At 46.3% G+C, this 20,794-nt stretch carries 15 protein-coding genes; all 15 read right to left on the bottom strand.

All coding sequences use genetic code 11. The features are described from left to right. Nucleotides 1-101: 101 nt before the first annotated feature. The gene (murG, locus tag ACPYIV_RS18655) at nt 102-1,208 is read right to left on the bottom strand and encodes an undecaprenyldiphospho-muramoylpentapeptide beta-N-acetylglucosaminyltransferase (protein ID WP_293739306.1); all 1,107 of its coding nucleotides are present in this window, start codon (nt 1,206-1,208) and stop codon (nt 102-104) included. Continuing rightward, nucleotides 1,205-2,608 (bottom strand): FtsW/RodA/SpoVE family cell cycle protein, encoded by a 1,404-nt coding sequence (locus ACPYIV_RS18650; RefSeq protein ID WP_300762167.1) that lies wholly within the window; start codon nt 2,606-2,608, stop codon nt 1,205-1,207. The genes murG and ACPYIV_RS18650 overlap by 4 nt, the downstream gene beginning before the upstream one ends. A 14-nt stretch (nt 2,609-2,622) precedes the next feature. Next, nucleotides 2,623-3,960 carry a UDP-N-acetylmuramoyl-L-alanine--D-glutamate ligase gene (murD, locus tag ACPYIV_RS18645; RefSeq protein WP_425884554.1) on the bottom strand — a complete coding sequence of 446 codons (1,338 nt, stop codon included), beginning with the start codon at nt 3,958-3,960 and terminating at the stop codon, nt 2,623-2,625. A gap of 96 nt (nt 3,961-4,056) precedes the next feature. Further along, on the bottom strand, nt 4,057-5,316 hold the full coding sequence (mraY, locus tag ACPYIV_RS18640) for a phospho-N-acetylmuramoyl-pentapeptide-transferase (protein ID WP_293732664.1): 1,260 nt from the start codon (nt 5,314-5,316) through the stop codon (nt 4,057-4,059). 78 nt (nt 5,317-5,394) lie between these two features. Next, entirely contained in the window at nt 5,395-6,867 is a 1,473-nt protein-coding gene (locus ACPYIV_RS18635; RefSeq protein WP_293732663.1) for a UDP-N-acetylmuramoyl-L-alanyl-D-glutamate--2,6-diaminopimelate ligase, read from the bottom strand. 3 nt (nt 6,868-6,870) lie between these two features. After that, nucleotides 6,871-9,066, bottom strand: coding sequence for a penicillin-binding protein (locus ACPYIV_RS18630; protein WP_293732662.1), 2,196 nt, complete (start codon nt 9,064-9,066; stop codon nt 6,871-6,873). A 2-nt stretch (nt 9,067-9,068) separates the two neighbouring features. Beyond that, nucleotides 9,069-9,419, bottom strand: coding sequence for an FtsL-like putative cell division protein (locus ACPYIV_RS18625; RefSeq protein ID WP_293732661.1), 351 nt, complete (start codon nt 9,417-9,419; stop codon nt 9,069-9,071). 27 nt (nt 9,420-9,446) lie between these two features. Beyond that, complete coding sequence (gene rsmH / locus ACPYIV_RS18620) at nt 9,447-10,379, bottom strand: 16S rRNA (cytosine(1402)-N(4))-methyltransferase RsmH (protein WP_293732660.1); 933 nt, start codon at nt 10,377-10,379, stop codon at nt 9,447-9,449. A gap of 415 nt (nt 10,380-10,794) precedes the next feature. Then, entirely contained in the window at nt 10,795-14,079 is a 3,285-nt protein-coding gene (locus ACPYIV_RS18615) for a DUF6383 domain-containing protein (RefSeq protein WP_425884550.1), read from the bottom strand. A 674-nt stretch (nt 14,080-14,753) separates the two neighbouring features. Next, nucleotides 14,754-15,752, bottom strand: a complete 999-nt coding sequence (locus tag ACPYIV_RS18610) for an IS110 family transposase (protein ID WP_290092606.1) — start codon at nt 15,750-15,752, stop codon at nt 14,754-14,756. 499 nt (nt 15,753-16,251) lie between these two features. Further along, nucleotides 16,252-17,493, bottom strand: a complete 1,242-nt coding sequence (locus tag ACPYIV_RS18605; RefSeq protein ID WP_425884548.1) for an FtsX-like permease family protein — start codon at nt 17,491-17,493, stop codon at nt 16,252-16,254. A 12-nt stretch (nt 17,494-17,505) separates the two neighbouring features. Further along, the gene (gene rbfA / locus ACPYIV_RS18600; RefSeq protein ID WP_186929609.1) at nt 17,506-17,841 is read right to left on the bottom strand and encodes a 30S ribosome-binding factor RbfA; all 336 of its coding nucleotides are present in this window, start codon (nt 17,839-17,841) and stop codon (nt 17,506-17,508) included. Nucleotides 17,842-17,855: 14 nt separating this feature from the next. Beyond that, entirely contained in the window at nt 17,856-18,479 is a 624-nt protein-coding gene (locus ACPYIV_RS18595) for an O-methyltransferase (RefSeq protein WP_425884545.1), read from the bottom strand. Nucleotides 18,480-18,549: 70 nt separating this feature from the next. Continuing rightward, nucleotides 18,550-20,001: a pyruvate kinase gene (gene pyk, locus ACPYIV_RS18590; protein WP_293731842.1), complete on the bottom strand. Its 1,452-nt coding sequence runs from the start codon at nt 19,999-20,001 to the stop codon at nt 18,550-18,552. Between the two features lie 251 nt (nt 20,002-20,252). Then, entirely contained in the window at nt 20,253-20,675 is a 423-nt protein-coding gene (gene aroQ / locus ACPYIV_RS18585; RefSeq protein WP_293731843.1) for a type II 3-dehydroquinate dehydratase, read from the bottom strand. Nucleotides 20,676-20,794: the final 119 nt, after the last annotated feature.

Below are 20,794 nucleotides of genomic sequence, written 5' to 3'. Positions count from 1 at the left end.
CATAACCTGTTCCCGCGCTTGACGCGGGATCGCAAAAGAGGCGGCTACATCCTATTAATACCTGTTCCTCCGCGGCCCCGCGTCAAGCGCGGGGACAAGGCCTATTCGATGATCCTGACGATCTCGTCCACGATGCGTTCCGCGCTCTCATGATGGGCCAGTGTCGCGATGTTGCGGCTCAAGGTACGGAGGCGTTCGTCGTCGTGGATGATTTCGAGGGCTTTCGGGACCAATTGCTGTTCGGCATCTTTGTCGGCCACCATGATAGCGGCCTCTTTATTAACTAATGCCAGGGCGTTCTTCGTCTGATGGTCTTCCGCCACATTGGGAGAAGGGACTAAGATCACCGGTTTCTTCAGCAGGCAAAGCTCTGAAATGGAACTGGCGCCTGCGCGGGAGATGATCAGATCGGCCGCCGCATAGGCATAGTCCATGCGGGTGATGAAGTCCGAGCACCAGACCGGCATTCCCCTGTAAGCCTTCAGATGCTTCAACGCTTCTTCATGGTAATAGCGTCCGGTTTGCCAGATCACCTGTACGTCGACATCCGAAGCGAAGAGTTTATCCAGATCGCCCTGTATGCTGCGGTTGACCGTCCGGGCTCCCAGGCTGCCGCCGACCACTAAGATCGTCTTCTTATCCGGGGAAAGGCCGAAGAACTTCAAGGCTTCCTCGCGCTTATCCAACGCTTCTGCCAGATCTTGACGGACCGGATTGCCGGTCACGACGATACGGTCGGCCGGGAAGAACTTCTCCATGCCTTCGTAGGCAACACATATTTTGCAGGCTTTCTTTGCCAGGAGCTTATTCGTGACACCTGCATAGGAATTCTGCTCTTGTATCAGGGTTGGGATTCCCAAGGAGGCAGCCATCCAAAGCGTCGGTCCGCTGGCATAGCCGCCTACGCCCACGGCAATATCGGGTTTGAACTCGCGTATCGTCTTTTTGGCAAGGCGGAGGCTTTTGAGCAGGCGGCCTGCGACACGGATGTTATTGGCTAAGTGGGCACGGTCGAAGCCGCTTACCGGCAACCCCACGATGCGGTAACCGGCGGCCGGGACTTTCTCCATCTCCATCCGGTCATCAGCTCCCACAAACAGTATTTCCGCCTCCGGAAAACGCTTCCTGAAGGTATTGGCTATGGAGATAGCCGGGAAGATATGTCCTCCGGTTCCACCGCCGCTTATGATGATTCGGTACTGTTTCATATTCTTGTTTCTGTTGTTGTTTCTTCTTTCAATTCGGCTACGGCTTCGAGGGGGTTCGGATCACCTGCTTCCTTCTCGTAGTCCATGCCTCCTGTCCCATATTCTACGGCACCCAGCCCATAATTTCCGGCTCCCGTCCCATTTTCAACGGATGCCGGCCCATCTGCGGTTCCATGCCCATCCGTTTCCGGTTCGATGCCCATGGAACTTTCATCCAAAGGGAGCATATCTTCCTCATTACCCATATTGGCTCCGAAACGGCTTACACTAAGGATAATCCCGATATAGGCACAACTGATGATAGTAGACGTTCCACCCCGGCTGACCAAAGGCAAAGGCTGTCCGGTAACAGGAAATAGCCCAACCGCCACAGCCATATTTAGCAAGGCCTGGATGCCAATCAGCAATCCGCAGCCCAAGACCAGGAACTTAGGGAAAAGCTTATCACATTTGCGGGCTATCATCCCGACCCTGACGAGCAAAGCCATATAAAGGAAAAGCACAAATACTCCCCCCGCAATCCCCATTTCTTCGATGATAATCGCATAAATAAAATCCGAATAGGCCTGTGGCAGGAAGTCCCGCTGTTGCCCATGCCCCGGAAACTTGCCCCATAGTCCACCGCGGGCTATGGCTATCTTGGCATTCACCGCTTGGTAATCTTTGTCATCGATAACGGCAGCCCGTCCCGCTTCCTGTGTTACAGGAGGCTCGGAATCAAAGAAGCGTTCGATTCGGGCCCGCCAAGTATGCAGACGGTCCGGCATATAATCCATAACCTTGTCCGGTGTATAAAGCAGCAACAAGACCAAGATGGAAATTCCGATGAGCAAAATCCCCCAAAACTTAAACAGACGGGGCAATGCAACCTGTCCGAAAAATAGCATGATCTGAACCACGGCGAAAAGCAACAGGGCAGTCGACCCGTTCGTAAAGAAGATCAGCCCACAAACGACCGAAACACCGATCTGGACATAGTTGAATATCTGCTTTTCCGTAAACCAGTTCCGTTTGCTCATGAAAAACGCGGTATAGCCGATAGCCGTAATTTTGGCAATCTCCGACGGCTGGAAACGGATTCCCAATATTTCCAACCAACGCGGTTCTCCATTAACCTCTACGCCAATAAAAAACGTCAGGATCAGCAAGACTGCCGAAACAGGCAAAAGCAAGCTCAGGAACATATAAAACCGGCACGGGAGATTATGCAACAATAAAACAAGGACAAAACCACCCAGCAGAAATGTCGTATGCCGCACAATCGGGTCCCAATGAGTCGCACTCTTGTAGGCGATCGTACTGGTCGCACTAAAGACTTCTATCGCCGAGATCAGACACAGGAACATGAAGATCACCCATATCACCCGGTCGCCCTTGAACAGTTTACTTGCTAAATCCATTTCTTCATCTTTCTTTACAGGTTACGCACACAAGCCTTGAACTGGTCGCCCCGATCTTCATAGCTTTTGAAGAGGTCGAAGCTGGCGCAGCAGGGTGACAACAGGACGGTATCTCCCTTTTCAGCCAGTTTATACGCTTTCGATACGGCTTCTTCCATCGAACGGGCATCTTCGATTACGGGAACTTTCCCGTCGAAGAAGCCGTGCAGCTTGGCATTGTCCACACCGAGAAATACCAGGGCATGCACCTTTTTCTTCACCAACTCTTCAATTTCGGAATAGTCATTTCCCTTATCCGTCCCGCCGAGGATCAGGACCAGCGGAGTGGTCATGCTCTGCAAGGCGTACCAGCAAGAGTTTACATTCGTAGCTTTCGAGTCGTTGATATAATCGACTCCGCGCACACGCGCCACTTTCTCAAGGCGATGCTCCACCCCGGTAAAGTCGTTCAGCGAAGCCCGCAGATTCTCGTCATGGATATCCACTAATTTGGATGCGATACCAGAAGCTAAGGAATTATACAGATTATGCGTTCCCGATAATGCTAATAAATCTTGTTCCATTGTAAACGTACCGTTTGAGGTTTCAATTATTATCTTTTTGTCTTCCGTATAGCCCTTTACGCCGGCTTCGTGAGTTTCGGCGAACGGGTAGAGAGTTGCCTCGGGATGCCGTTTGGCGATTTCGCGGGCAATGATGGGGTCGTCGTTCCAGAATATGAAAGCATCTTCGGCCGTCTGGTTCCGGATGATGCGGAATTTGGCATCCACATAGTTCTGCATCTCGTAGTTATAACGATCCAGATGGTCGGGCGTTATATTCAATAAGATGGCGATGTCCGCCTTAAAGTCATACATGTTGTCGAGCTGGAAACTACTCAGTTCGATCACGTAAACGGCGTGAGGATCTTCAGCCACCTGAAGGGCGAGGCTGTTCCCGACGTTACCGGCAAGGCCTGCATCCACTCCCGCCTGCCGGAGGATGTGGTAGGTCAGCATGGTCGTCGTCGTCTTGCCGTTGCTTCCGGTGATACAGATCATCTTCGAATCGGTATACCGTCCGGCAAATTCTATTTCGGAGATGATAGGCGTACCTTTCTCCTTCAGTTTCTTTATGATGGGAGCCTTGTCGGGAATACCCGGGCTCTTGATAATTTCGTCGGCATTCAGGATGTCGGCTTCGGTATGCCGGCCCTCTTCCCAACGGATTCCACGGGCATCCAGCATATCCTTATACTTGGGTTTGATGGACGAAAAATCGGAAACGAATACATCGAATCCTTTCGCCTTCGCCAGCACGGCGGCACCTGCGCCGCTTTCACCGGCCCCTAAGATAACAATCCTTTTCTTCATTTGATTTATGATTTCTTTATTCATTTATGATTTATGATTTATGATTTATGATTTATGCGTCGATAATAAATCATAAATTATAAATCATAAATCACTTTATCTCATCTTTAATGTTACAATCGTAATAACCGCCAGGATGATACCGATCAACCAGAACCGGACCACGATCTTCGATTCGGGCACCACATTAAAAGGTTTCTGTATCAATGCCTGTATCCCCGCATTACCGGGCTTCTGGAAATGGTGATGAAGGGGAGCCATCTTGAAAATACGCCGTCCTTCACCGTATTTCTTCTTCGTATATTTGAAATAGAACGTCTGCATAAGGACAGACAGGTTCTCGACTAAGAAGATACCACACAAGATCGGAATCAACAATTCCTTCCGGATAATGATCGCGAATACGGCGATGATACCGCCCAGCGTCAGGCTACCCGTATCTCCCATAAACACCTGCGCCGGATAAGCATTGTACCACAGGAACCCGACCGTCGCTCCGATAAAGGCAGCCGCAAATACCACCAGCTCTTCCGCTCCCGGAATGAACATGATATTCAGGAAGGAGGCAAACTCGAAGTGCGACGACATATAGGCCAGTATTCCGAGCGCCACCCCGATGATCGCCGAGCTTCCCGCCGCCAGACCGTCTAAGCCGTCCGTCAAGTTCGCCCCGTTCGACACGGCCGTAACGACAAAGATAACCATCAGGACGAAGACCAGCCAGGCCGCCTCTTCCTTATATTCGCCTGCCCAGTTAACCAACTGCGCATAATCGAAATTGTTGTTCTTCATAAACGGGATCGTCGTCTTGGTCGATTTCTTTTCAACCGTATGATAACGTACTTCCTCGATCACATTGTCATGCCGCACTTCCATATTTTCCTTGATCACCACATCCGGGCTCATGAAGAGCACCAAGCCGACGATCAGTCCGAGGCCGACCTGTCCGATAATCTTAAACTTACCGTGCATACCTTCTTTGTTCTTCCGGAACACTTTGATATAGTCGTCGGCAAATCCCAACGCCCCCAACCAGAGCGTGGTCACTAACATCAGGATCACATAGATATTGGTCAGCTTCGCACAAAGCAAGGTCGGCACCACAATCGCAATGATAATGATGATACCTCCCATCGTCGGCGTCCCTTTCTTACTCATCTGCCCTTCTAAGCCGAGGTTACGCACCGTCTCGCCGATCTGCAATAGTTGCAGCTTGTCGATGATACGGCGTCCGATAGCCGTCGAGATGAACAATGACAGGATCAATGCCAGAGCCGAACGGAATGATACATACTTGAACATGCCGGCACCCGGAAAATCGAGCTGATCCAAATAATTAAACAAATAATACAACATATAAAAACTTCGTTTTTCAGTTGAAAGTTGAAAGTTGAGAGTTCTTTACGGCGAAGCCTAACTTTCACCTTTCACCTTTCAACTCTTAAATATTTCTTTTAACTGTTCCCGGTCGTCAAAATGGTGCTTCACCCCTTTTACTTCCTGGTAATCTTCATGGCCTTTGCCGGCAACTAAAATCACGTCGCCTTTCTTTGCCAGCATGGTAGCCGTTTTGATCGCCTGCGCACGGTCCGTGATGCAGAGCGTACGTTCCATATCGGCGGCATTCAGACCGGCAACCATATCTTTAATGATCTCATCCGGCTCCTCGAAACGAGGATTGTCGGAGGTCAGGATCAGTTGGTCGCTCAGCTTGGCTGCTTCCTTCGCCATGATCGGGCGTTTTCCCTTATCTCGGTTGCCGCCACAGCCTACGACTGTGATCAGACGGCCGTTGCCATCCAGCACCTCATGGATGCTGCCCAGCACGTTCGTCAATGCGTCAGGCGTATGGGCATAGTCCACGATTGCCGTATATCCCTTCGGAGACCGGATCGTCTGGAAACGGCCGGAAACCGAATGCAGATCGCTCAACACGACCAGCACTTCTTCCGGATCTTTACCCAAAGAGACAGCAGCACCATACACCGCCAACAGGTTATAGGCATTGAAACGGCCGACAAAGCGCGTCATCACTTCACGCCCGTTTATCAGCATTTCTGTTCCTTCGAAATGGGATTCTAAAATCTTCCCTTTGAAATCAGCCAACGTACGAAGCGAATAAGTCAGCTTCTTAGCAGCCGTGTTCTGCAACATGACGAGACCGGCTTTATCGTCCGCATTCGTAAGTGCAAAAGCCGAAGCGGGCAGGTCATCGAAGAATTTCTTCTTGGCTTTCAGGTAATTTTCGACCGTCTTATGATAATCTAAATGGTCGCGCGTCAGGTTCGTAAAGATACCTCCGTTGAACGACAGGCCGCTGATACGCTTCTGGTCTATCGAGTGCGAACTGACCTCCATAAAGGCATACTCGCAACCGGCATCTACCATCCGAGCCATCAGGCTGTGGAGGGTGACAGGGTCAGGCGTCGTATGGTCCGTCGGGATCGCTTCGCCGTCGATATAGTTGCAGACGGTAGAGAGCAGCCCCACTTTATGTCCCATCTTCCGGAACATCTCGTACAGGAGCGTCGCAATCGTTGTCTTCCCGTTTGTTCCGGTCACTCCCACCAATACCAGATTGTCCGAAGGATTCTCATACCAGGCAGAGAGCAATTTGCCTAAAGCATCCGCTGAATCTTTCACACGGATGAGGACCGGTTTGCCTTCGGATGCCTGTATGTTTTCATCCGGATAGGCAGGGATTTCCTCGCAGACGATTGCGGCAGCACCTTTTTCGATCGCGCTTTGGATATAAGCATGACCGTCTACGGCCGTACCCCGGACTGCCACAAACAAAAAGCCTTTTTCCACTTTACGGGAATCAGACTGAATGCCAGAGATCTCCACGTCGGTGTTTCCAACAACCTCAAGCACTTCCAACGGATGAATAAGTTCTTTTAGTTCCATAGCCTATTTTAATGTTAATGAAACGGTTTGTCCTTTCGAAACCCGTGAACCGGGAGATATGGATTGAGAAGATACACGTCCCATACCATTCAACGAAGCTTGTAACCCGGCGCTTTCCAACAGATAAACGGCGTCTTTCGCACCCATGCCGACCACATTCGGCACCAATCCTTCCCGGATAGGGATATCTTTCAGTTTCACATCTTCCCTGCCATCTTCACGCTTAGCGGTCACCCATCTGGTTTCGATACTATCGTTATCGGCCTCTATATCGAGTTTATCCAAAACATATTCCAGCGCATCCCGTTCACCAGCTTTCGGTTGCGGCAACACTACGGCCAATGAATCCTTCTCCATCTCCCGGATATCGAAAGACATATGGCTGGCATATACCTTCTCGGCTATCGCCTTCACTACGCCGCCTGACATCGTACCGCCCGAAGGATAGCCGTTGCGCGGCTGGCGGATCACGACGATACAGGAATATTTCGGTTCGTCGGCAGGGAAATAGCCGCAGAAGGCGACCTGGTGGCCTGCCTTCTTATAGACCCCACCCGAAGCGATCTGAGCCGTACCGGTCTTACCGGCAATACGGACAAAGTCGGAATGGACCGCCTTACCGGTACCTTTCTCCACTACGCCCAACAACATATCTTTAATGATATTCAACGTACGTTCCGAACAGATGGATTCGCGCACCACTTCGGTAGAAAAGCTCTGCACGGTCTTGCCGTTGTGCATGATTTCTTTTGTAAAAATCGGACGCACCATCTTGCCGTTGTTGGCAATCGCATTATAGAAAGCAAGCGTATAGATCGGCGGGATCTGGGTCTCATATCCGAAAGACATCCACGGCAAAGCAGTCTTCGACCAGTAGCGCACCGTATCGTCCGGCCGGCGGATTTTAGCACGGCCGGCTCCGGGAATCTCCAGATGCAGGTTTTCATTCAAACCGAGACGGTAAAGCCCTTCCACATATTTAGTCGGATTCTTCTCATATCCTTTCAGGATTGTCTTGGCAACCCCGATATTGGATGAAAACCAGATTGCCTGTTCCACCGAGATACGGCCATAACCGCCTTTATTATTATTATGGTCCGTCATACGGGCCCCTTTATACATATAAATACCGTTACCGACGTCTACCGTATCACTAGGCTGGCAGACACCGTCTTCAAGCGCAACCATAATGGATGCGACTTTAAAGGTCGAGCCGGGCTCCGTTTCATCCGCCACGGCATGGTTCGTATCCTCGCCGTAAACGCCTTCACGGATACGTCCCATATTGGTAATAGCCTTCACTTCGCCTGTCGCGACTTCCATTACGACAGCCGTACCCGATGCGGCATCGATCTTTTTCAACATATCGAGCAACGACTTCTCGGCTATATCCTGGATATTGATGTCGATCGTCGTGCGGATATCCATTCCTTCCACCGGCTCCACTTCCACGACATTCGTCCATCCGCCTCCCACACGGCGCACGGAATTCAGGCCGGCCACACCGTGAAGCAACGTATCGTATTGTAATTCCAACCCGTTCTTTCCTTTGGTCAACCCGGTCTTCGGGTCGATATCACGGAACGTATCGCCAATCGTACGGGATGCCAATGTGCCGAACGGTTTCTGCCGCTCGACCATCTCCCGGGTATAGAAACCGCTCTTGAACCGTCCCAAACGGAAGAAGGGGAATTTCTTTATTTCTTTCAAATCGGAATAGGAAACTTTACCGTCGCAAACGGGGAACTGGCGGCTCTTCTTCTTCAAACCATTCAGCAGATAATTCTTATATCCGGCAGGTGTCCTGTCTTTCAATTTGCGGGAAAGGTAAATGGAAAGGGAATCGATCCCGTCACGCTTACTTTTCAAAAGCGTATCCAGGCTGTTCCAAGTCTTGGTCGAGTGGGTATAGCAGTCTGCATTAAAATCGATATACAGATAAAAACAAGGCACACTGGTCGCCATCAACTTGCCATCGGAAGAATAGATATTCCCACGGCTGGGATAGATCAGGCGGTTCGGACGCTTCTGGCTCTCGGCCACCTTCATCCAAGTCTCCCTTTCCACAAAAGCCGTATCGCAGGCACGCACCAAGATGCCTATTGCTACTAATCCGAGCAACAGCACGATAAAGAAGTAACAGAATAAAATCCGGTTACTCTTAGGAGCTTGTTCTTTTGATTCGATCTCTTCAGCCATCTTTACTTATACAATTCATACGGCGGGTTTTTCGCCGCTTCCAATTCTATACCCTGTTCTTCTATCAATAGTTCGATCTGCGACTGGCGGCTATTGCCTGTCAGTTCCGAAGAAATGGACAACGCCTCGAAACGCACATCACGCAGTTGTTGTTGCAAACGGTCGATCTCGCGCAACCGTTGCATACAGACATACCGGTTACCGATAAATACGAATATCAGCACGACAACAAGTACGATCATCTTCGTATGCTTGACAATGAAATCTTCCTTCAGGATCCCACCGCCCAATATATACAAAAAAGAGAAACGATTCTCCTTCTTCTTTTTCTTTTGTTTCGTTTCCACTGCCATACTTTTTCAGTTGAAAGTTGAAAGTCATTAGACTTTATGTTCATTATTCAACTCCGCAATTCTTAATTTTGCACTCCGGGAGCGGGGATTCCGTTCGATCTCCTCGTCCGACGGAACAATCACCTTATTGTTTACCAAACGAAACGGGGATTTGACATTTCCAAAGAAATCCTTTTCCATTTTCCCTTCAAAGTTTCCCGTCTTCAGGAAGTTCTTCACCAACCGGTCTTCCAACGAATGGTAGGTGATAACAACCAGACGGCCTCCGGGTTTCAACACTTGCAACGTTTGTTGCAACATCTCGCGCAAGGCACGCATTTCATCATTTACTTCGATACGCAATGCCTGAAATACCTGTGCCAAGAATTTCTTCTCCTTATCTTTTCCCGTAAAGGGCTTTATCACTTCCAAAAAGTCGGCGATTGTTTCTATCTTCTTTGTTTCCCGGCTGCGCACCAACACAGATGCCAACTTACGCGCCACTTTCAACTCTCCGTAAAGATAGAACAGGTCGGCCAATTGTTCTTCGGTATATGTATTGACAATATCCGCAGCAGTCAGCCCCGCACGGGTATTCATCCTCATATCCAACGCTCCGTCGAAACGGAAGGAAAACCCGCGGTCCTTGTCATCAAAATGATGGGAAGAAACGCCCAGGTCTGCCAACAGCCCATCGACCTCGCCCGCTACACCATGATAGCGCATAAAGTTATATAAGTAACGGAAATTACTACGGACAAAGACAAAGCGAGGATCTGCCGGAATATTGTTTTCAGCATCGGCATCCTGATCAAACCCATAAAGTTCCCCTTCGTTATCCAGCCGGTTCAATATCTCCCGGGAATGCCCGCCACCGCCAAAGGTGACATCGACATACACTCCGGAGGGTTGAATGTCTAAACCTTCCAAACTCTCATGAAGCATTACCGGCACATGATAACAGACTTCTTTTTCTTCCATTTCTTCGCTACTTCATGTTAAACTTTTCCTTAAAATAAGGGCCTGTAGTTGGTTGATTAGCACATACATCACCCTATCGGAGGGTAAAAGTACACATTTCCTAATTTAACCGCCAAGAAATATAAGAGAAAAGTAACAAAAAGTTTTCAACAGGTCAGATAAATAGTTATATTATGGCGTCCCTAAACCCTGTCAGAATCGCATATTTGGACGATTATACAGGATTGTTTTCAAATATCGCATTCTCCGGAAGATGAGCCTCTCCTATTATCTTCAAATCTTCCCGATCATATCACTCATATATATGCACAAAAAGCCTCTCCGATATTTCTACCGGAAAGGCTTGTTTGTTTTCCTGCCCTCTTTTCTCACGAGAAGAAGAGCAGTTGATTTATTTAATTATAAATGCATCGAATTATTTAACGATAGCTTTTACAGCTTCTTCGCCTTCAACAGCAACTACAACTACACCCTGAGGAGCAGCGATTACAGCGTCGCTTGAAGTGATAACTGTGTTAGCAACTACCTGGCCTAAGATGTTAGTGATAACAACTTTCTTGCCTTCAGCGTTAGCGATTCTTACAGCACCTTCCTGAGCGATAACGGCTACTTCAGATGTTGCGATAGTTTCGTTGTCGGTAGCCAATTCATCGTTTTCTTTGTTTTCAACGTTGAAACGAAGAGCACCGTCAACACCCAGAGCTGCATCGTTAAATGTAGCAGTCGGGCGAGTCAGAACTACACAACCATTCTGGATCTTCAACCACTGTGCCTTTTCAGGAGCAATCCAATTCTTAGAATCAGTATTGTCTGCACTCATAGATTCGATCAAGAAGCGGTTAGCTTCACCTTCTTTAGTTACCTGATTGTTTGAAGCCAATTCAGGAGACAAATAGCGGAATGACCAAGTATAATTCTTATGCTGATCACCAGATAAGATATTCTTGAATCCAGTCTTACCTGCATCAACAAGAGCTTTATTTGCAGCGTTCAAAGCAGCGAAGTCGATCTTTTCATTTTCCAGAGCTTTGAAATCAGCCGGCAGAATCCACAATGTATCAGCCATACGGATACCTTCAACAAAACCTACACGAGTGTAACCATTCTTGCTATCAGCATACGGTTTGTCATTCTTAGACAATGCCAAAGAATCAGCGAAACTTACCAAATATTTACCTCTTTCAAATGCAGGAACACCCTGATGAGCATGCTTACATTCCATAGGATCTGTTGTTACAGTTCCGTCAGGACGGATATGCGGACCATCTTCTTGACAAGGAGTACCTTCTTTGCCTGCAAAATCATTACGATTTACAGAAACCAGATATTGCGGTTTGATATAACCAGCACCACGAGTCACCCAAGCTGTATCAATACGGAATGCCAGACCTGTTGCTTTATCAGCGGTCCACATACCTAAGTAGTTCACATTTGCATCCATCAAACCACCTTCACGGTTGTTTTCATCCATCAGATATTCTTTACGAACACTTTCGTAGAAACGTAAGCTGTCAGGACCATCTTTTACGCTTTCATTCAGAGCTGCATTATTGAAGCGACGATACAACGGTTCTTCGTCACGTTCGATAGCAAAAGAAGAAACACGAGTTTCATCAGTCAAAGACTGAACTTTCAATAACAATGACAATACCTGATCGTCAACACCTACACGTACATCACCGATTGTATCAGCCTGAGCACGAACGATAGCATAGAAATGCTTGCCATCATAATGATTATTTTCTTTGAAGTAGAAGCTATCTACATTCTGATAGTAAGGAGCAAGACCGCCATTGTAATTACCAGCACCAACAGCATAGTAGTCATTCTTAGCATTAACTAAAGAGTCTTTGCCTAAAACAACACGATACTCTGTTCTGTAAAGCTGTTTCAAACCTTCAATTCTCTTCTGAATGTCTTTTGTTACAGCATAACCAAATGACTGAATGTCACCATTCAACAATGAGAACTGTGCACCCTTTTCATTATTTGCACCCAGGATAGAGTCTTTTGCTACAGCAACAAACTTATCAGCATTGAAGCTATGGAAATAGTTGAACTGATATTTATAAATCATCAAATCTTTTTCTTCGATGTTCTTATAACCCAGCAAACTATCTTTTACACTTGCTTCCGGAACCAGATCAAATGTCAAAGAGTCAACAGGCTGACCTAAAATAGAAGCAACATTAGCATAATATTTAGTACCACCTACGGCCTTATACAGCTGGATAGCTTTCTGACTTGCGTTAGCCATGTTCTTTGCAGTTGCAAATTCACGGTTATAAATAGAGATCGGAGATGTTTCAGCAAACTTCGGATTTGTCTGATCTTTCAAAACGATCCACTGGAATGCCGGCATGTGAGCAACATCTCTACTTTCTTCTTCAACTGTTACCCACTGCATTGCTTTACCATTCTTATCCAGAGGAGAAGTCAGATACTGGCCTTTGTTGTTTTTGATGTAATAAACACCATCAGCAACAGATTTAGACAGATCGTCAGCAGCAACACAAGTTGTTACACCGAAGGAAATCTTTGTATTGATAGCCGGTTTACCGATTGTTACAATACGAGTTTCACCTTCAATCAAATCCTGAAGTTTAACAAACAGTGTGTCAGGATTAGTTGCATATTTCTTTACATCTGTAGCTGCCGTAATATCGCTCCACCATTTAACAGTTTCAGGTTTAAATGTAGCTTCCTGTACTTGAATAAATACGCTATCAACAGAAGGACTATAAGTAAATTTAAACTTATATTGATTCTTCAATTTATTATTAGTAGATAACAAAGAATCTTTTGTTGTTCCTGCATAATTTGCATCTTTCTTCATCCAATCAAACTTCAAGAACTTTTCGCCACTTGCATTAGCCCAAGCTGTATCAACACGCAAATAAGAAGAATCAGCCTTTGCCTTTACAAACATGAAACCATAATCATCTGCAGTGGTTGTTCCTGCGAAACCATTAACAGAGTCAACACGGAAAGCAACTGTACTAAACGGATTCTTTAAAGATTCAGTTCCTTTGTAATCAGGATCAAATTTCAAAACATCCTTATTTCCTGCCAAGTAAGCATTGATTTCAGGAGCTGTCAATACTACGTCAGCAGCTGTTTTCAATGTGAAAGCAATCGCATTGTTAATTGGAGCAGAAGTTGAACCAATCTTATCAGCACCAGTTTTAACTAATCTTACATGATTGTTATCTGTACCATCAGTAGTCAAATAGACAACAGAATCTTTATCAATGTAGGTATACATAGGTTTAGCTGATTCCAACTTATTTTCATAAGTTTTAGACCATCCCCAACCTTGATAATTTACACCTGCAACAATCGGAACAGAAATCACGTCCTTATTCATTGTATCTACTACAGCAGCAGATACAGCCAAGAATTTACCTGTTTTTTTGTTTGTAAAGTCAAAAATAGGATTTTGTCCCTGATTTTCAGGTTCTGAAACCTGTACACACCAAAGAGAAGCAGAAACGCCAACAGTATCAAGACCTGCAGCGTCAACTAAGAGCAAACTGTCACCATGCATTACAAGCATATTATTGCTTGCATCATGCAACTGATACATGCCTTTCAATGCATCCTTGTCCAGCTTGTCAACTGTCTGAGCGGTTGTTGCAGCATTACCAGCAAAAGCTGTAAGCGCAAAAGCCGCTACAAGAGTAGAAAACTTTTTGTTCATAATCAAAAATTTAATATTAATACTAAAGTGTAATAAGTTCAATCAAATAATATGTACGCTTCCAATACTTTATAATCAATCACTAATGCGTACGAATTTCTTTTGGCAAAAATACGCATAACTTTTAAACCGACAATCCTTTTCCTTAATATTTTTTCCTTTTCTATATTCTTTCTTATCAACGATATAAGCTATCTCGTACGAAAATGCTTATTTACAAGACAAACTACGAAATATGCAGATGGACTACGACCAAGCCCTACAAAGTAAGAATAATGTATACGCGTACATTATATATAAGCTACATCGATATCTACACGATACAGATTGCCAATTCAATATTTGCCAGATGTGAATCATAAATGATGATTTATCGGTATATTTAAGGTGTCGCTGTAGGGGCGGGTTCTAAACCCGCCCGATTGCAACATGTATATTTGTCGATATCGGGCAGGTTTAGAACCTGCCCCTACAGAACGACAATCATTTCGACAACGATGTCATTCCATCACACCCATAAATCATCATTTAATAGGTTCACATTTTCTTCCATTGGTCTATTGGCACATTGCCCAAAAGGCTCATTATTTCCTCAAAACGGACCTTATTGTAATCTATGTTCCCAACCAAATAAACGGAAAGATTTTAAAACAAATTAAGAATATTGCAAAAATCTAAGCCGTTTGGTCGAAAGTTTGGTTCCTGACCAATGCACAGATTCGATGTATCAGTTTGTTTCTAATATTGTTTATAACTAAATTATGATGCTTCCCCTCTTCTCTTTTGCGCCTGTAATATTCTCTTAATATTGGATCATGTATGGCAGCGGTTCGTGCCGCTTGGGTGAGTAGCGTGTTTAGTTTTTTATTGGCAAATCCACTTGTCTTGGCATTGCTTTTGACACTGGAGCCGGAGGTTCGTTGGAACGGTACCACTCCCGCATAGCAGGCCAGCTTGCGCGGATCGTCAAAACAGGTGAAGTTTTCGGTATAAACGATCAAAGCAAGGGCGTTGACAAAAGCCACGCCTTTGATGGATGTAATACGCTCATAATTGTTTTTGATCTCCTCTTCACTGTTGATCAGATCCATTATTTCCTTTTCCACATCTTTTATTTCACGGTTCAAGTTATCCACTTGTGTCAGGCTATGTTGATATATGTAATCTGTTGCGTGATTCCCTTTTAGGACCGAATGGAGTTCTTTGGCATGTACCAATGCTTCATTTTTCATTTTCACCAATAAATCACGGAATGTGAAAAATGAGTGCAGCGCCCGGATGGTTTCCGTATTGGGGGTATAGACCTTGGCCATATCCTCGAAACGGCAAGCGTATTGTGCGATCAGCAATGAATCCAATTTATCGTTTTTCCCGCGTTGCATGCCGCTGCTGTGTTTGATCCTGTAAGGATGTTCCAGCCACAGTGTATAACCCTCGTGCGCGAGAGTGTTACTCAAACAAACGCTGTAAAGTCCCGTGTTCTCACCGCAAAAGAGCATCTGATCTTTGCCTGTCTGCGGATAGCTATCACAAAGCCATGCCAACAGACTCTCATGTCCGGCAACATCATTACTGAACTCACGGTGGACACCTGAAGATATGTTTTCTTTCTCTATCACACTTACATCTACTTTTTTCTTGGAGAAATCAATCCCGATAAATAATTTATTCATACCTTTATATTGTTTTTGGATTAACCGAAAGCAGGAATGGGCTACTACTCTAAATGATATCCTATTATATATCAATAATCTATTTAGTCTTTGCCTGCTTGACTAACGGAAGTCTGTTACAATAACTAGTCTTTAAAGACTATCGTTTTCCATTAGTGTACTTCCGTTAGTCGGTTAATTTAGTTTCTTCATACAACAAAGATATAAATTAACCTCAGCTTCTTGCTTTACGCAAACTTAGAGTCTTTCCAGGCTTATTATATAGTGGAGAAATCGAGAAAAAGGGGGTATCTATGAAACATGATACATCTTATAGCGATAAGTTCATGCATCTTACACAGGCAAGATGATACGTCTTCTTTTGAAAGATGTATCATCTTTCGGAAACAATATAAACGAGCAAAGATAATCAGGTTATTCAAAAAGGCAGCTTCACTTCTTGCCTGATCTGGACTATCAGGTAGTTACTATCAATAAATACTTTGCTATATATTATCTTTTAGTTCCCTACGTTGAGCCATTTCTTTCCCAGATAGCGGACGGGGTACCAAGCGGCAAGGAAGCCGATGGCAAGAACAGTTATAAAAACAAGGAGGATATCGCCGGCTTCGACACGGACAGGATAAGCATCAATGATAAAGGAACCCGCTGCCTGGCCCAACTTAATAATCCCCAATTCCTGTTGCAACAGACAAAGGACCAAGCCGATAACGATACCGATCAAAGCGCCAAGCCCGGAAATCATCCAACCTTCGAAAAGGAAAATACGGCGGATCAGACGATCGTCCGCACCCATATTCCGTAAAGTACGGACATCCCCTTTCTTTTCTATCATCAGCATGGAGAGCGAACCGATCACATTAAACAGAGCCAGGATCAGAATAAAACACAGGATCAGGAAGATCATCCATTTCTCCCCTTGCATCATCCTAAAAGAGGCTTCCTGCTGTTCATAGCGGTCCTTGACCGAAAAATCATCGCCTAAGAGCGATTTTATCCGGTTCTTGACCGAATTGATATCCGCACCGGGGACTAATGACAACTCGATAGCCGAGACTTCCTTCTCATAGTTGAACAGGGAACGGACCATAGGCAAAGGCAACAAGATGAAGTTTTCGTCATACATCTGCTGGTTGGTGGCATACACGCCGCCCACAAAGGCATATTCCAAATTCAAGGAGGCGAAAGGGTTGGCGAGATTGACTTTCTCATTCCTTTTGGGAGCATAAATTTCCAGAGGATCGGCATAATTAGGACGTACGCCCAAAGAGAAAGCTGTTCCAACACCTAAGTTGGCGTAATTGGCCACTTCATCGGACAAGACAAAGGAACCTTCCCGGCTATCGACTAAAATACTGTCTATCCGGGTCAGGCGCCCAAAAGTATCGTCTACCCCTTTAATCGTTGCGGTAATCTGATGGTCCCGATAGCGGACCTGCGCATTGTCCTGGAGCACTTCACAAAACAAAGCGACTTCGGGCAGCTTTTTCACTTCCTGGACGGCCGGAAGAGCCGGATCGAAAACTTTCCCATGCACAGGCTGAATCTTCAACTCCGGATCGAAGTTACTGAGCATGGAAGAAACCAGCCCGACAAACCCGTTCAATACAGACAGCGCACATACCAAGGCCATTGTAGCAACAACCACTCCACAAACAGATACCATCGAGATGATATTGATGGCATTGTGGGATTTCTTCGAAAAAAGGTAACGCCGGGCTATATAAAACGGGAAGTTCAACGCGGTAATCTTTTACTTTTTCAACAGATTATCAATATTCTCGATATAATCCAAGGAATCGTCGATAAAGAAAGTCAGTTCAGGGATCTTGCGAACCTGTTTGCGGATGCGCTGTCCGAGGTCAAAACGGATGGCTTTCGTATTCGCACGGATATTCTCGAGCATTTCCTTCGACTTTTCGGACGGGAAGATACTCAGGTAGGCACGTGCCACACTCAGGTCAGGACTTACACGTACCACACTGACAGAGATCAGGATGCCATGCATAGCCTGTGTCTGCTTCTGAAAGATATCACTCAGCTCCTTTTGCAGGAGACGCTCTATTTTACTTAGTCTTGTACTTTCCATAATTTCTTACTTTTTTATTTTTTCCAGATCATTGTGAGGCCGTCACGCAAAGGTAAGATAACTTTTTCAATACGCGGGTCTTCTTTGATTTTATCATTAAAACTAAGAATACCGAGTGTTTGTTTATCCTTAGGATGCTCTTCTACCACATGACCGTCCCACAACGTGTTGTCGGCAAGGATCAATCCGCCGGGACGCACCATCGGAAAAACAAGGTCGAAGTATTCCGAATAGAGCCGCTTGTCGGCATCGATAAAAACAAGATCGAAGGTTTCATCCAGCGCCGGGATAATCTCGAGGGCGTCGCCGAAATGCACCTGTATCTTATCCCTATAGGGCGAGCGGTCCAGATATTTCATTATGAAGTCTTCCATTTCGTCGTTGATCTCGAGCGTATGGATCAAAGCTCCCTCTTCCAGCCCTTCCGCCATACAAAGAGTCGCATAACCGGTATAAGTCCCGATCTCAAGCACGCGACGGGGACGGAGCATCCGGCAAAACATCTTCAATATCCGTCCTTGCAAGTGTCCCGACAACATACGCGGACGAAGCAGGTTCACATTCGCATCCCGGTTCAGGGCCGAAAGCAGCGCACCTTCTTCGTCGCTATGGGAAAGGATATATTCGTCTAATGTCATCTTTATAATTTATGATTTATGATTTATGACTTGCCTGCTGGGACATAAATCATAAATCATAAATCTTTGTTTACTCCTTAAACGTCGGTAACTGATAATTACTTCCGGCATCCAGAACCTTCCCGACGTTATTGATTTCAAGGAAGCTCGTGCCGCCGCCTTCGCCGAAGCTACCGCTCAGGTAAGCCACCATATCGTTGCGGGTGATACGTCCGCTTTTGATCAGTTCGTTCAATGCGTCGTAGAAATAGCCGCGACGGCTGTCGTTATAAGGCTGGTGAACAGCCCACACGCCGTAGGAAAGAGCCAACATACGCATGACGCGGGGATTATAGCAGATGGCAAACACGGTGGAAGTGCCACGGAAAGCGGCTAAGTAACGTGCCGTACGTCCGGTATAGCTATCTGTAATAATGGCTTTCACATGCAGCTTGGACGATGATTTTACAGCCTGTTTTGCCAGGAAAGACGTTACATCGAGATCGTTTCCTTCGATTGGAACGCGGATATCATTGGCGGCGAGTTTTGTCTTTTCCGCCTCGCGTGCCACCTTCGTCATAGTCTGGACGGCTTCGACCGGATATTTTCCGTAAGCCGTTTCACCGCTCAGCATCAGGGCATCCGTGCGGTAATAGATCGCATTGGCGATATCCGTCACTTCGGCACGCGTAGGACGCGGGTTGTTAATCATGGAGTGGAGCATCTGAGTAGCCACGATAACCGGCTTCTTGACTTCCACGCACTTGCGGATCAACATACGCTGAATACCCGGAATCTTTTCTGCCGGCACTTCGATACCGAGGTCACCGCGGGCAATCATCACGCCGTATGCCACTTCGAGGATTTCATCTACATTGTCAACCCCTTCCTGGTTCTCGATCTTGGCGATAATCTTGATCGGGCTGTTGTGCTCGTCCAGGATACGCTGGATATCCACCACATCCTGCTTGTTACGGACAAAAGAGTGGGCGATGAAGTCCAGGTCGTGTTCGATCGCCCACAGGATATTTTTACGGTCTTTCTCTGTCAGGGAAGGCAAGTTGATACGTACACCCGGCACGTTCACGCTCTTGCGGCTTCCCAGTGTGGCATCGTTCTGCACTTCACAAACCAGGAAGTCGTCTTTCTTATCGATTACTTTCAGTTCCAGATCGCCGTCGTCGATCAGGATATCGCTGCCGATGCCCAGGTCATTGACGAAATTCCGGTAAGAGACACAAATACAATCATGCGAAGTCTCCCCTTCCGGGTTTCCCATGATCTTAACAATTTCCCCGGTCTTGAACGGGATAGGGGCCTGTGCAGGAGTAGTACGCACTTCCGGCCCTTTGGTGTCCATCAGGATGCCGATACGATCGGAAACCGTACGGACATTATTTACGACTCTGGTCAAACCTTCTTCTGCCATGTGAGCCGTATTGAGGCGCACGACATTCATTCCGGCCTTGTACAACGCGTCGACAAATTCGACCTCGCAACGCTGGTCAGAAACAGTAGCAACAATCTTCGTATGCTTTAACATATAACCTAAATATTTACCTATTATTTTTACCTATTAATCACTATATCCGCCGGTTGCCCGACTGAGATTTCCCGGTTGCCCGACTCATGTTTCCCAGTTGCCCAACTCACGTCTCCGAGTTGCCCAACTCACGTCTCCGAGTTGCCCAACTCACGTCTCCGAGTTGCCCAACTCGCAACTCGGAGTTGCCCAACTCACGTCTCCGAGTTGCCCAACTCGCAACTCGGAGTTGCCCAACTCACGTTTCCGGGTTAACCAACTAAAAAAGATTCGAGAGCCAACCGGTACGAATCCAGTCCGAATCCCAGGATCACCCCTTTACAAGCAGCTGAAATCATGGATACATGGCGGAAAGATTCACGTGCATGTACGTTTGAAATATGCACCTCCACAACCGGGGTCGTTACAGCTTTTATAGCATCGTGGAGCGCAATGGATGTATGCGTATAAGCGCCTGCATTCATAATAATCCCGTCGTAATCGAAGCCGACCTCATGGATCTTGTTTATCATCTCACCTTCCACATTACTCTGAAAATAAGCAATCTCACATTGCGGATACTTTGTACGTAATTCACTCAGATAGCCTTCAAACGAAGCATTTCCGTATACGGTCGGTTCACGCTTGCCCAATAAATTAAGATTTGGGCCGTTGATAATCTGAATCTTCTTCATTTTGCTGTAATTTATTACCTTTGCACTACCTTGTACGGCAGGAAATATCCGGCAAAGATAGTAAAGAATTATGAATTATGAGTTTTGAATTATGAATTAAGGTTGTTCCTTCCCGCAAA

The organism is Parabacteroides vesiculifaciens, from assembly GCF_049860805.1.
Taxonomy (GTDB): Bacteria; Bacteroidota; Bacteroidia; order Bacteroidales; family Tannerellaceae; genus Parabacteroides.
This window is presented reverse-complemented; position numbering and strand designations above follow the sequence as displayed.